General features: G+C 71.5%; 13 protein-coding genes. 8 read left to right on the plus strand and 5 right to left on the minus strand.

Features of this window, described 5'->3' with window-relative positions; translation table 11 throughout:
• The first annotated feature begins 111 nt into the window (after positions 1-111).
• Positions 112-2,757 carry an ABC transporter ATP-binding protein/permease gene (locus tag ACZ3IL_RS21985; RefSeq protein WP_467392459.1) on the plus strand — a complete coding sequence of 882 codons (2,646 nt, stop codon included), beginning with the start codon at positions 112-114 and terminating at the stop codon, positions 2,755-2,757.
• A gap of 67 nt (positions 2,758-2,824) precedes the next feature.
• Here ACZ3IL_RS21985 and ACZ3IL_RS21990 read toward each other — a convergent pair whose 3' ends face one another.
• Positions 2,825-3,598 carry a transglycosylase SLT domain-containing protein gene (locus ACZ3IL_RS21990; protein WP_467392461.1) on the minus strand — a complete coding sequence of 258 codons (774 nt, stop codon included), beginning with the start codon at positions 3,596-3,598 and terminating at the stop codon, positions 2,825-2,827.
• A 436-nt stretch (positions 3,599-4,034) separates the two neighbouring features.
• Between ACZ3IL_RS21990 and ACZ3IL_RS21995 the strand changes: the two genes are divergently transcribed.
• Both ACZ3IL_RS21995 and ACZ3IL_RS22000 read left to right on the plus strand, forming a co-directional pair.
• Complete coding sequence (locus ACZ3IL_RS21995) at positions 4,035-5,180, plus strand: GAF domain-containing sensor histidine kinase (RefSeq protein WP_467392463.1); 1,146 nt, start codon at positions 4,035-4,037, stop codon at positions 5,178-5,180.
• Complete coding sequence (locus ACZ3IL_RS22000) at positions 5,173-5,817, plus strand: response regulator (protein WP_467392465.1); 645 nt, start codon at positions 5,173-5,175, stop codon at positions 5,815-5,817. The genes ACZ3IL_RS21995 and ACZ3IL_RS22000 overlap by 8 nt, the downstream gene beginning before the upstream one ends.
• 124 nt (positions 5,818-5,941) lie before the next feature.
• Here the strand turns inward: ACZ3IL_RS22000 and ACZ3IL_RS22005 are convergent, their stop codons facing one another.
• Entirely contained in the window at positions 5,942-6,733 is a 792-nt protein-coding gene (locus ACZ3IL_RS22005) for a hypothetical protein (RefSeq protein WP_467392467.1), read from the minus strand.
• 132 nt (positions 6,734-6,865) lie between these two features.
• On the opposite strand from ACZ3IL_RS22005, the gene ACZ3IL_RS22010 reads away from it, so the two are divergent.
• From ACZ3IL_RS22010 to ACZ3IL_RS22025, 4 genes are all read left to right on the plus strand, one after another.
• Positions 6,866-7,663, plus strand: coding sequence for an ABC transporter ATP-binding protein (locus ACZ3IL_RS22010; protein ID WP_467392469.1), 798 nt, complete (start codon positions 6,866-6,868; stop codon positions 7,661-7,663).
• A gap of 103 nt (positions 7,664-7,766) precedes the next feature.
• Positions 7,767-8,198, plus strand: a complete 432-nt coding sequence (locus tag ACZ3IL_RS22015) for an NfeD family protein (RefSeq protein ID WP_467392471.1) — start codon at positions 7,767-7,769, stop codon at positions 8,196-8,198.
• Between the two features lie 93 nt (positions 8,199-8,291).
• Positions 8,292-9,230 (plus strand): SPFH domain-containing protein, encoded by a 939-nt coding sequence (locus ACZ3IL_RS22020; RefSeq protein WP_467392473.1) that lies wholly within the window; start codon positions 8,292-8,294, stop codon positions 9,228-9,230.
• A 98-nt stretch (positions 9,231-9,328) separates the two neighbouring features.
• Complete coding sequence (locus ACZ3IL_RS22025; protein ID WP_467392475.1) at positions 9,329-10,096, plus strand: sulfite exporter TauE/SafE family protein; 768 nt, start codon at positions 9,329-9,331, stop codon at positions 10,094-10,096.
• 105 nt (positions 10,097-10,201) lie between these two features.
• Here ACZ3IL_RS22025 and ACZ3IL_RS22030 read toward each other — a convergent pair whose 3' ends face one another.
• From ACZ3IL_RS22030 to ACZ3IL_RS22040, 3 genes are all read right to left on the minus strand, one after another.
• Positions 10,202-10,708 carry an HNH endonuclease gene (locus tag ACZ3IL_RS22030; RefSeq protein ID WP_467392477.1) on the minus strand — a complete coding sequence of 169 codons (507 nt, stop codon included), beginning with the start codon at positions 10,706-10,708 and terminating at the stop codon, positions 10,202-10,204.
• A 154-nt stretch (positions 10,709-10,862) separates the two neighbouring features.
• Positions 10,863-11,402: a YbhB/YbcL family Raf kinase inhibitor-like protein gene (locus tag ACZ3IL_RS22035; protein ID WP_467392479.1), complete on the minus strand. Its 540-nt coding sequence runs from the start codon at positions 11,400-11,402 to the stop codon at positions 10,863-10,865.
• Positions 11,403-11,470: 68 nt separating this feature from the next.
• Entirely contained in the window at positions 11,471-12,253 is a 783-nt protein-coding gene (locus ACZ3IL_RS22040; protein WP_467392481.1) for a sporulation protein, read from the minus strand.
• Between the two features lie 87 nt (positions 12,254-12,340).
• Between ACZ3IL_RS22040 and ACZ3IL_RS22045 the strand changes: the two genes are divergently transcribed.
• The gene (locus ACZ3IL_RS22045; protein WP_467392483.1) at positions 12,341-13,003 is read left to right on the plus strand and encodes a DNA-3-methyladenine glycosylase; all 663 of its coding nucleotides are present in this window, start codon (positions 12,341-12,343) and stop codon (positions 13,001-13,003) included.
• The last annotated feature ends 258 nt before the right edge of the window (positions 13,004-13,261 follow it).

The raw sequence follows: 13,261 nt of genomic DNA on the forward strand, positions 1-13,261 counted from the left end.
CCCGGTGTTCACGCGGCCCGACTTTCGGAGAGGGGACCGGGCCTGAAATAGTTCCCCCCGATGTTCGCCACCCCAGACTCCCAGCGACGGGGGTACACCGGGGGACAAGTAGTGGGGCGTGGAGTGCCAGAACTCGTACTGGAATTGAATGGAAGGACCTGGGTCCTCGACCCGTCCAGGTCGTACACCCTGGGGCGCGACCCCCAGGGCGACCTGGTCATCGACGACGCCAGGGTCTCGTGGCGCCACGCCACGATCAGCTGGGACGGCCGGAGCTGGGTCATCGAGGACCACGGCTCCACCAACGGCACGTTCGTCCGGGGGCAGCGGGTCCACCAGCTGGAGATCGGCCCCGGCTCGGCCGTCCACCTGGGCAACGCGACCGACGGTCCGCGGCTGAACCTCACCGCCGGTGCCCAGGACGCGCGGGCCGGTCAGGCGGCCCACCAGGCCCACCTGCCGCCGGCGCACCACCAGCCGCCGGCGGCCCAGCCCGTCCCGGGCCACCGGCCCGCGGAACAGGCCGAGTGGGCCACGCACCAGGCACAGCACCAACCGCAGCACCAGCCGCCGCCGCAGCACCAGCCGCAGCCGCCGCAGCACCAGCCGCAGCCGCAGCAGCACCAGCCGCAGCAGCACCAGCCGCAGCCGGTGCAGAAGTCCGCGCAGCCGCAGGTCCCGCACCAGCAGCAGGGTTCCGGAAACGGTCACCCCGGCGCCGCCGCGGGGGCGTCGTCGGCCTACGCCGACCGCAGCCCCACCACGTTCCACCAGCTGGCCCTCGGCCACGTCATGCGCATCGGCCGTGCCCTGGAGAACGAGCTGGTCGTCTCCGACCTCCAGGTCTCCCGGCACCACGCCGAGTTCCACGCGACGCCCGACGGCCGCTTCGAGATCCGCGACCTCGGCTCGCACAACGGCACGTACGTCAACGGCCAGCCGATCCCCAAGGGCGGCACGGCCCTCCTGGGCCCGCAGGACATCGTCGGCGTCGGTCACTCGACCTTCCGGATCGTCGGCGGCCAGCTGGAAGAGTTCGTCGACACCGGCTCGGTCTCCTTCTCGGCCCGCCACCTCACCGTCACCGTCGACGGCGGCAAGCAGATCCTCAAGGACGTCACCTTCGGCGTCCCGGAGAAGTCGCTGATCGGCGTCATCGGCCCGTCCGGTTCCGGGAAGTCCACGCTCCTCAAGGCGCTGACCGGCTACCGCCCGGCCAACGAGGGCGACGTCCTCTACGACAACCGCAGCCTCTACAAGCAGTTCGCCGAGCTGCGCCAGCGCATCGGCCTGGTCCCGCAGGACGACATCCTGCACAAGGAGCTGACCGTCCAGAAGGCGCTGCGCTACGCGGCCAAGCTCCGCTTCCCCGGCGACACCGCCACCGCCGAGCGCGAGGCCCGCATCGACGAGGTGCTGCGCGAGCTCAAGCTCGACATCCACAAGGAGAAGAAGGTCACCTCCCTCTCCGGCGGCCAGCGCAAGCGCGTCTCCGTCGCCCTGGAGCTCCTCACCAAGCCCTCGCTGATCTTCCTGGACGAGCCGACCTCCGGCCTCGACCCGGGCATGGACCGCGACGTCATGCAGCTCCTGCGCGGCCTCGCGGACGACGGCCGCACGGTTCTCGTCGTCACCCACTCGGTGGCCGAGCTGGGGCTGTGCGACAAGCTGCTCGTCATGGCGCCCGGTGGTTCGGTGGCCTACTTCGGGCCGCCGGAGGAGGCGCTGAACTTCTTCGGCTACTCCACGTGGGCCGACGTCTTCTCCGCCTTCGAGAACTACCGCGACTACGACTGGGCGGGCCGCTGGAAGGGCTCGCAGCACTACCAGATGTACGCCGCGGACATCGACGCCGTCGCCGCCCAGCCCGTCCAGGTGCCGCAGCAGGCGATGGCCCGCCCGCCGAAGCCGCAGGGCTGGGGCTCCCAGCTGTGGACCCTGATCCGCCGCTACGTCTCGGTCATCGCCTCCGACAAGGGCTTCATGGGCCTGATGGTGATCCTGCCCGCCGTCCTCGGCGCGGTCTCGGTCGTCATCCCGGCCGACTTCGGCCTCGGTTCGCCGACCCCGCCATCCCGCTTCAACGGCGACGCCGGAACGATCATGCTGATCCTCGCGGTCGGCATGTGCTTCAGCGGCGCCGCCAACTCGGTCCGCGAACTGATCAAGGAGCGGGTCATCTACGAACGGGAGCGCGCCACCGGCCTCTCCCGCTCGGCGTACCTGATGTCCAAGGTCATCGTCCTCGGCCTGATCACGGCCTTCCAGGGCGTGATCATCTGCGGCATCGGCTTCTCCACCCGGGCGCTGCCGGCCGAGGGCCTCTTCATGCCGCCCGCCGTCGAGCTGTGCGTCCAGGTCATCGCCCTGGGCCTCACCTCGATGATGTTCGGCCTGGTCATCTCCGCGCTCGTGAAGACCGCCGAGAAGACCATGCCGCTCCTCGTGATGTTCGCGATCGTCCAGGTCGTCTTCACCGGCATCCTGTTCCAGGTGTACGGCTCGCCCGGCCTGGAGCAGTTCGCCTGGCTGATGCCCTCGCGCTGGGGCATCGCCGGCGCGGGCACCACCCTCGACCTGGGGCGCCTCATGCCGCCGTGGGACCCGAAGAACCCGACGGACACCGACCCCCTGTGGGAGCACTCGGCCGGCCAGTGGGGCATGGACCTCGGCATCCAGCTCCTGATGGCCGTCGTCTGCTGCGTCTTCGTGGCACGGCTGCTGCGCCGCCACGAGCCCGAGGTCATGCGCAAGTGACCGCGTGACCGACGCGCCGGAGGGCGGCACCCCGCACGGGGTGCCGCCCTCCGGCGTACCGGCGCGATCAGTACGCGCTGTTGACGTTGTCCATCGAGCCGTAGCGGTGGGCGGCGTAGTTGCAGGCCGCGACGATGTTGGCGACCGGGTCGTACAGGTCGAACTTGGTGCCCTTGACGTGGAACCGCGCGAAGGTCGGCTGGATGACCTGGAGCAGGCCCTTCGAGGGGATGCCGTTGATGGCGTTGATGTCCCAGTTGTTGATGGCCCGGGGGTTGCCGCTGGACTCCCGCATGATGTTGCGGTGGATGCCCGCGTAGGTGCCGGGAATGTCGTGCTTGTCCATGATGAACAGCGCCTCGCGGATCCAGCCGTCGAGGTTGTTCGCGAAGACCGGGGTGCGGGTGGCGGAGCGGCTGGCGGCCGCCTTCGCCGCGGCGCGCTTCTTCGCGGCGGCCTTCGCCTCGACCGCCCTGGCCCTGGCGGCGGCCTGGGCCTTGGCGACGGCCTTGGCCTTGGCGGCCTTCGCCTCGGCGGCGGCCTTCGCCTGCGCGGCGAGGTTCGCCTTCGCCCGCGCCTCCTGCCGGGCCTTCAGACCGATGGTGGTCTGCTGCTCGTTGAGGCTGGCGGCCAGGGCCTTGGCCTGGGGGCTGTGCGCGTCGTAGGACCACGCGACCCGCTGCGTGCCGGAGAGGGCCTGGGGCTCGGTCTCGGTGGAGCCGTTGCCGGGGACCAGGGAGAGCGTGACGGCCGCGGCGCCCAGGGCGGCGACGCCGGCGATCGTGGCCTTGTGGGTCCTCTTCAGACCACGACGACTGTGACCAGGGGTGTTCGCAGACATGCAGGACTACCTCTTCGAATCGCAGGGGGTCGCTCGGCCGGGGCGGCACTGCGCCTCACTGGGCGGCGACGGATGCAATTCTTAGCGGCGGCAAAATCCCTTGGCAAAGGTGTGACCTACGAAGCCGGGTAGTGGATCAGGGGGTCGGACCCGGAGGGCGGGACGGGTGTGATGACCCGTTTCCTCCGTCCTTATCCGCCCTTGAGGTCCCACTAGGGAGCTTCGTAAGTGACCTGGGTCCTATGCGCCGCCTCACACGGGAGGGGCGCCGTGGTCACCTCGCGTTGCTGGAGCAACGCATACGGTGAAGGTCCTGCCAGGGAAGGGGGAGACGGCCGGTACCGGGCCCCCGCCGGACGGCCTAGGACCGGAGACCCGCTCCGGTCTCGCCCCCGGACGGATACGGACCGTCACGCCCCGCCGGTACCGTGAACGCATGAGCCACCGACCGAGCTCCGGCCTGGCCGCCGTGAGCACCGCACTCCTGGCGATGAGCCGCCGCCTGGAGGTGCGCGACGTCCTCAAGACGATCGTGGCCTCCGCCCGCGAACTGCTCGACGCCGAGTACGCGGCCCTGGGCGTCCCCGACGACCACGGCGGTTTCGCCCAGTTCGTGGTCGACGGAGTCGACGACGCGCGGTGGAAGGCGATCGGCCCGCTGCCCCGCCAGCACGGCATCCTCGCCTCGATGCTCCACAAGGCCGAGCCCGAGCGGCTCGCGGACGTCCGCGAGGACCCCCGCTTCGGCGGGTGGCCCGACGCCCACCCCGAGATGTCCGACTTCCTCGGACTGCCCGTCCGGGACGGCGACGAGATCCTCGGCGCCCTCTTCCTCGCCAACAAGCGCTGCCCGGCGGAGGAGGGCGGCTGCGGCTTCACCGCCGAGGACGAGGAACTGCTCTCGATCCTCGCCCAGCACGCCGCCATCGCCCTCACCAACGCGCGCCTGTACGAACGCAGCCGCGAACTCACCATCGCCGAGGAACGCTCCCGCCTGGCCCACGAGCTGCACGACGCCGTCAGCCAGAAGCTCTTCTCGCTCCGGCTCACCGCCCAGGCCGCCGCGGCCCTGGTGGACCGGGACCCGGTCCGCGCCAAGGGCGAGCTCCAGCAGGTCGCCGCGCTCGCCGCGGAGGCCGCCGACGAGCTGCGCGCCGCCGTGGTCGAGCTGCGCCCCGCCGCCCTGGACGAGGACGGCCTCGTCCACACCCTCCGCACCCAGATCCAGGTCCTGGACCGCGCCCACTCCGCCCGGGTCACCTTCGAGAGCTCCGGCACCCGCGCCCTGCCGGCCGCCCAGGAGGAGGCCGTCCTCCGGGTCGCCCAGGAGGCCCTGCACAACGCCCTGCGGCACGCGGACGCGCGCCTGGTCCGCGTCTCCCTCACCCGCAGCGGCCAGGGCGCGCGGCTCACCGTCACCGACGACGGCGGGGGATTCGACCCGCGCGCGGTCCGCAGCGCCGGCCGCCACCTCGGTCTGGTCTCCATGCGGGACCGGGCGGGCGGCGTCGGCGGACGGCTCACCGTGACCTCGGCCCGGGGCCAGGGCACCACGATCGAGATGGAGGTTCCCGGTGGCTGAGAAACCGATCCGCGTCCTGCTGGTGGACGACCACCAGGTCGTCCGCCGCGGCCTGCGCACCTTCCTGGAGGTGCAGGACGACATAGAGGTCGTGGGGGAGGCCGCCGACGGCGACGAGGGCGTCGCCCGCGCCGAGGAGCTGCGCCCCGACGTGGTCCTCATGGACGTGAAGATGCCCGGAACGGACGGGATCGAGGCCCTGAAACGGCTCCGCGAGCTGGCCAACCCGGCCAGGGTCCTGATCGTCACCAGCTTCACCGAGCAGCGCACGGTCGTCCCCGCCCTCCGCGCCGGGGCCTCCGGATACGTCTACAAGGACATCGACCCCGACGCCCTGGCCGGCGCCATCCGCTCCGTCCACGCCGGGCACGTCCTCCTCCAGCCCGAGGTCGCCGGCGCGCTCCTCTCCCAGGAGGACTCCCACGGCGGTACGGGACGGGGTCCCTCCCTCACGGAACGCGAGCGCGAGGTCCTCGGCCTGATCGCCGACGGACGGTCCAACCGCGAGATCGCCCGCGCCCTCGTCCTCTCCGAGAAGACGGTCAAGACGCACGTCTCCAACATCCTGATGAAGCTCGACCTCGCGGACCGCACCCAGGCCGCACTCTGGGCGGTCCGCCACGGCCTCACCCGCTGACGCGCCCCGCCTCCGGAGACCCGGGCGGCCCGGGGCCTCCGCGAAGCCGCCCGCCCCGGCCGCGGTCCCGCGCGGCGGTCCCGGCCGGCACACCCGCCCCGGGCGCCACCGGGGGAGCGGACCCTCAGAACCCCCGCTCCCGCTCCCTCTCCTCCACGTACGCGTTGTACGCGGCGACCCGCGCCCGCCGGGCCACCCGCTCCACCGGCCGCAGCGCCTCGCCCCGCGCCGCCATCTCCGAGGCGCTGACCGCGCCCCCGTGACCGTGGCCGTGCGCCAGGTCCATCAGGAGACCGATCCGCCGCGCCAGCTCCAGGACCCGCACCGCGCGCGGCGGATAGCCCGGCGCCAGGACCTCGCGCCCCGCCTCCGCCCGCGCCCGGTACGCCTCCCGCGCCGCGTCCGCCGCCGGCCCCGAGGCCGCCACGTCGAGCCGGGTCAGCGCCGCCGTCGCGTCCCGCAGCGCCTCCGCCAGCTCCCGCTCCGCCTCGCCGAGCGACGGCACGTCCGCGGGCGGCGCCTCCCGCACCCCGAGGCAGTGCCAGACCACCTCCACGCGCACGTCGCCCGCCGGCCCCGCCTCCGAGACCTCCGGCACCAGGCCGTACGGCGCGCCGAAACCGACCGCCGCCTCCTCCGCCTCCAACGCGCGCGCGTTGAAGTCCGGCGGCCCGCTCAGGCCCAGCGGGTGTCCCGGCGCGGGCAGCGCCACCCGCCATCCGGTCACCCCCAGCCGCCGCAGCCGGCCGAGCGCCAGCGTCAGCCCCACCGGCCCCGTCTCACCCGGCAGCCCCTCCACGCGGTGCACCGCGTCCTCACCGACAATGGCCGACGCCGCCTCGTCCGGCGACACCGCCCCGGCCAGCAGGGCATTGCCCCAGGCGGCCAGGCGTCCTGAGCGTGGTTCCGAAAGCATCCCCCCAGATTAAGGACTCGAAGGAAGCCCTAGGGACCGGCCCGCTCCGCCGATAACGTAGGTTTTCCCCTGGACGCCGCGCCCACCGGCGCAAGGCGACGACACTCGACCGCAAGGGGAGACAACGCGCTCATGAGCGATGTACTGGAGCTGGTGGACGTATCCGTGGTCCGCGACGGACGGGCTCTGGTGGACGAGGTCTCCTGGTCGGTCAAGGAGGGCGAGCGCTGGGTGATCCTCGGACCCAACGGCGCCGGCAAGACCACCCTCCTGAACATCGCCTCCAGCTACCTCTTCCCCACCAGGGGCAGCGCCCGCGTCCTGGGCGAGCGGCTCGGCGGCGTCGGCACCGACGTCTTCGACCTCCGCCCCCGCATCGGCATGGCCGGCATCGCCATGGCGGAGAAGCTCCCCAAGCGCCAGACCGTCCTCCAGACCGTCCTCACCGCCGCGTACGGCATGACCGCCACCTGGAACGAGGACTACGACCCGGTCGACGAGGAGCGCGCCAAGGCCTTCCTCGACCGCCTCGGCATGAACGACTACCTGGACCGCAGGTTCGGGACGCTCTCCGAGGGCGAGCGCAAGCGCACCCTCATCGCCCGCGCGATGATGACCGACCCCGAGCTGCTCCTCCTGGACGAGCCCGCCGCCGGCCTCGACCTCGGCGGGCGCGAGGACCTGGTCCGTCGTCTCGGCCGTCTCGCCCGCGACCCGTACGCCCCCTCGATGATCATGGTCACCCATCACGTCGAGGAGATCGCCCCGGGCTTCACCCACGTCCTGATGATCCGTCAGGGCCGGGTGCTCGCCGCCGGCCCCGTCGAGACCGAGCTCTCCTCCCGCAACCTCTCGCTCTGCTTCGGCCTCCCGCTCGTGGTCGAGCGCGTCGGCGAGCGCTGGACCGCGCACGGCCTGCCCCTGAAGTGACCCCGCCGGGCGCCGTGACCGCACAGCACCGCGCCCGCCCCGGAGGCTCACCCGCCGCTCCCGCGCCCTGTCCCGGGAGGTCCCGCCGCCCTACCATGGCCCTGTGGATTTCGACGCGTGGGTCTGGTGGCTGATCGGCGCGGTGGGACTCGGCATTCCGCTGGTCCTCACCGCCATGCCGGAGTTCGGCATGTTCTCCGTGGGAGCGGTCGCGGGGGCGGTGACCGCCGCCCTCGGCTTCGGCGTCGTTCCCCAGGTGCTCGTCTTCGTCGTCGTCTCGGTGGCGCTCGTCGCGGTGGTGCGCCCGATCGCCGCCCGCCACCGCGGTGACGCCCCCGGCCTCTCCAGCGGGATCGACGCCCTGAGGGGCCGTCAGGCCGTCGTCCTGGAACGGGTCGACGGCGGCGGAGGAGGCCGCGTCAAGCTCGCCGGGGAGGTCTGGTCCGCCCGCGCGCTCGACGCCGGGCAGACCTTCGAACCGGGCGAACAGGTCGACGTGGTCGAGATCGACGGGGCGACCGCCGTGGTCATGTGACCGAACCCCGCCCATGACGTTCCGACGTCTGCGAGACTTGATCACCGATAGCAACCCGGCAGTCAACCGGCAGCGAAGGGCACGGGGAACACGATGTCAGCAGTCATCATCGTCCTGATCATTCTGGTGGTGCTCGTCTTCATCGCCCTGATCAAGACGATCCAGGTCATCCCGCAGGCGAGTGCGGCGATCGTGGAGCGCTTCGGCCGCTACACCCGCACGCTCAACGCCGGGCTGAACATCGTCGTCCCGTTCATCGACTCGATCCGCAACCGGATCGACCTCCGCGAACAGGTCGTCCCGTTCCCCCCGCAGCCGGTGATCACCCAGGACAACCTGGTCGTCAACATCGACACGGTCATCTACTACCAGGTCACCGACGCCCGGGCCGCGACCTACGAGGTCGCCAGCTACATCCAGGCGATCGAGCAGCTCACCGTCACCACCCTCCGCAACATCATCGGCGGCATGGACCTGGAGCGGACCCTCACCTCCCGCGAGGAGATCAACGCCGCCCTGCGCGGCGTCCTGGACGAGGCCACCGGCAAGTGGGGCATCCGCGTCAACCGCGTCGAGCTCAAGGCGATCGAGCCGCCGACCTCCATCCAGGACTCGATGGAGAAGCAGATGCGCGCCGAGCGCGACAAGCGCGCCGCGATCCTCACCGCCGAGGGAACCCGCCAGTCCGCGATCCTCACCGCCGAGGGCGAGAAGCAGTCGCAGATCCTCCGCGCCGAGGGCGACGCCAAGGCCGCCGCCCTGCGCGCCGAGGGCGAGGCCCAGGCCGTGCGCACGGTCTTCGAGGCCATCCACGCCGGCGACCCCGACCAGAAGCTCCTCTCGTACCAGTACCTCCAGATGCTCCCGAAGATCGCCGAGGGCGACGCCAACAAGCTCTGGATCGTCCCCAGCGAGATCGGCGACGCCCTCAAGGGCCTCTCCGGGGCCTTCGGCAACATCGGCGGCGGCGCCTCCGGCTTCAACACCAGGTCCGGCGGGACCGAACGGCGAGACGAACCCCCGGTTGACTGACACGTACACGTAACTCTCGTGCATGATCGGTACGAGCCCCTCGACCCCGGCGGACCCGGAGCGGGGAGGCGACTCACCGACCCTGTAAGGAGAGGGCGTTGTCCATCTGGGAAGCCCTGGCTGTCTTCGCCGCCGGCATCGGCGCCGGCACCATCAACACGATCGTGGGATCGGGAACGCTGATCACGTTCCCGGTCCTCCTCGCGACCGGACTGCCGCCGATCACCGCGAACGTCTCCAACGCCCTCGGGCTCGTCCCCGGTTCCGTCAGCGGAGCCATCGGCTACCGCCGCGAACTCAAGGGCCAGAAGAAGCGCGTCCTCCGCCTCGGCTCCGCCGCCCTCCTCGGCGGTCTCCTCGGCGCGATCCTGCTCCTCGCCCTCCCGTCCGACGCCTTCGACGCGATCGTCCCCGTCCTCATCGGACTCGCGCTGGTCCTGGTCCTCGTCCAGCCCCGCATCGCGGCGGCCGTGAAGCGCCGGCGCGAACGGACCGGCACCGAGGCCCACCCGGACGGCGGCCCCGCCCTCCTCACCGGCCTCTTCCTCGCCAGCGCGTACGGCGGGTACTTCGGCGCCGCGCAGGGCGTGCTCTACCTCTCCCTCATGGGCCTGCTGCTCCACGACGACATCCAGCGGATCAACGCCGTCAAGAACATCCTCGGGGCGCTCGTCAACGGCGTCGCAGCCGTCTTCTTCCTCTTCGTCGCCGACTTCGACTGGACGGCGGTCCTGCTCATCGCGGTCGGCTCCACCCTCGGAGGCCAGCTCGGGGCCAAGGTCGGCCGCAGACTGCCGCCCGCCGTCCTGCGCGGGGTGATCATCGCCGTCGGCGTCGTCGCGATCCTCCAGCTGACGCTCACGTAGCGGCGCGCACGACGGGCACGGCGAGGGGCCCGCCCCCACCGGGGAGACGGGCCCCTCGCCCATCCGCCGCACCCGCGGATGAGCGCCGCGTTCGCGGGTACGTGTCTACGCGGCCGAGCCCGCCAGCCACTCCGGCAGCGAGGACCGCTCGCTGGCCCGCATCGAGAGCAGCATCGCGTCGGCCGGAGTCGGCTCGAAGGGCTGGTGCAGCAGCGGCATCCCCGCCTGCTCCGGAGTCCGGTCGGCCTTGCGGTGGTTGTCCTCGGCGCAGGAGGCCACCGTGTTCAGCCAGGTGTCCTCGCCGCCCTGGGCCCTCGGTACGACGTGGTCGACCGTCGTCGCCCTCCTCCCGCAGTACGCGCACCGGTGCTGGTCCCGGACCAGCACCCCCCGCCGTGACCACGGGGCCTGTCTTCGGAAGGGCACCCGGACGTACCGGCAGAGTCTGATCACCCGCGGCACCGGCAGATCGACGGCGGCCCCGCGCACCCGCAGTTCGGGATGGGCCTGCTCGACGACGGCCTTGGCCTGCAGGACGAGCACCACCGCACGGTTGAGCGTGATCGTCGAAAGCGGTTCGAAGCTCGCGTTGAGTACCAGCGTGTCCCGCATGTTGCCCACCTCCCGTATGCCGGCCCACTCCCCGGCGGGCTTGGATCAACGATGGCCGGGCCGGCCGGGTCGGACAACGCAATTTCTCGCGAAACAAAAGGTGCCCGCTTCTGATCTCTCCAAGACCAGAAGCGGGCAAACAACAAACGAACGATCAGCCCGCCGCGGGAGCGGCGTACTCACCGATCAGCTGCGCGCGGCCCAGCGTGTGGAACCGCAGGTTGAACCCGACGGCCGCCGGCGAGGCGTCGGCGTCCGGCCCGAGCCTCTCGCTGTCCACCGCGTACACGGTGAAGACGTAGCGGTGCGCCGGGTCCCCCGCCGGGGGAGCCGCGCCGCCGAACTCCTTCGACCCGTAGTCGTTCCGCGCGTGCACGGCACCGGCCGGCAGCCCCTCGAACGAACCCGATCCGGCACCGGCCGGCAGCTCCGTCACCGACGCCGGGATGTCGAACAGCACCCAGTGCCAGAACCCGCTGCCCGTCGGGGCGTCCGGGTCGAAGCAGGTGACGGCGAAGCTCTTGGTCTCCGCCGGGAACCCCTCCCACCGCAGCTGCGGCGAGGTGTTCCCCTCCGCGTACACCTGCGCGTCCTTCAGGACCCCGCCCGGCGCGATGTCGTCGCTCACCACGGTGAACGCCGCCACCGGCGGATGGAAGTCGTGGGGGAGCGGCGCCCTCTTGGACTCGGACACGTCGAAACCCTCCGTATCGCCCGTCGCCGCCTCGGCAGCCCTGCTCCGGCGGCCTTACGGGTGCGAGCCTAGAGCCAGTTGCGACGGCCGCCGACCTCGGCGAGCCACTGGTTCAGGTAAGCCGCCCAGTCGGTGGTGTGGAAGTCGTGCAGCCCCACGGTGAAGGACCGGAAGGAGTCGCTGCCCTCGCTGAAGAGCCCCGGCTTCTTGTCCATCTCCAGGACGACGTCCATCTCGCGGTCGTCGGCGACGAAACTGACCTCGACCTGGTTCAGGCCGCGGTACTGCTGCGGCGCGAAGAACTCGATCTCCTGGTAGAAGGGCAGCCTCTGCCGCGTCCCCCGGATGTGCCCGCGCTCCATGTCCGCGCTCTTGAAGCGGAAGCCCAGCTGGAGGAAGGCGTCCAGGATCGCCTGCTGCGCCGGCAGCGGGTGCACGTTGATCGGGTCCAGGTCACCGGAGTCCACGGCGCGCGCGATCTCCAGCTCCGTCGTCACGCCGATGTGCATGCCGCGCAGCTGCTGGCCGGACACGGCGGTGACCGGCGTCTCCCACGGGATGTCCAGGCCGAACGGCACCACGTGCACCGCGCCGGCCTTCACCTCGAAGGCCCCGCCCAGGCGCACCTTCACGAACTCGATGTCCTGCTTGTGCTCCTGGTCGCCGCCCTCGACCTCCACCCGCGCCTGGAGACCGACGGAGAGCCCCTCGATCCGCTGGTCGACGCTGCCGCCCTGAATGCGCACCTCGCCCTGGACGACCCCGCCGGGAACCACGTTCTCCTCGGTGAGCACCGTCTCCACCGTGGCCCCGCCGGCACCCAGGCTCGCGAGCAGCTTCTTGAATCCCATGGTCTTCACTCCTTGTCGTTCCTGACCCCTACATACGCGCGACGACCGTAACCGGTTCCCCGCCGCTCCCCGCTACGCTCGGACGGCATGAACGAAAGCCCCGACCGTACGCCGCTCCCGCGCTCCTTCTTCGACCGCCCCGTCCTGGAGGTCGCGCCCGACCTCCTGGGCCGCACCCTGGTCCGCACCACGGAAGAGGGACGGATCGAGCTGCGCCTCACGGAGGTGGAGGCGTACGCCGGGGCGATCGACCCCGGTTCGCACGCCTTCCGGGGGCGGACGGCACGCAACGCCGTCATGTTCGGCCCGCCCGGACACGCGTACGTCTACTTCACCTACGGCATGTGGCACTGCCTCAATCTGGTGTGCGGTTCCGAGGGCACCGCGAGCGGGGTCCTGCTGCGCGCGGGGGAGATCGTGAGCGGTGCCGAGCAGGCCCGTCCCCGCCGCCGCTCGGCCCGCAACGACAACGAGCTGGCCAAGGGCCCGGCGCGTCTGGCCACCGCTCTCGACGTCGCCCTCACCCTGAACGGGGAGGACGCCTGTGGCGGCCCGGACGCCCCGCTCACCGTCCTCACCGGCACCCCGCCGGCCCCGGACCGCGTCCTCGCCGGACCCCGTACGGGCGTCGGCGGTGACGGCGCCCCCCATCCCTGGCGCTTCTGGATCGAGGGGGACCCGACGGTCAGCCCGTACCGCGCCCACGCGCCCCGGAAGAGGCGCCTTGACTCGCGCCGTCCTGGTGCGTAATGTAGTCCGAGCCGTTGGAGACGGGTCCGCTTGCTCAAGCACCCCGAGACGGCCACCCACTACTCAAGATGACTCCCCGGCGGGGGCGTATTTCGGTATGCCGAAATTCGTTTCGAATGGCTCGATTATGAGCCGCCGGAGAAATCAGCTAACGTAGTGAACACGCCGGAAGGGCCCGGAGCGAAAGCGAAACGGGGCCGGAAAGCACCGCCGAAATCGGGCCGGAAACGGTCTGGTAGAGTCGGAAACGCAAGACCG

The sequence above is a fragment of the Streptomyces sp. NPDC014907 genome (assembly GCF_055562975.1).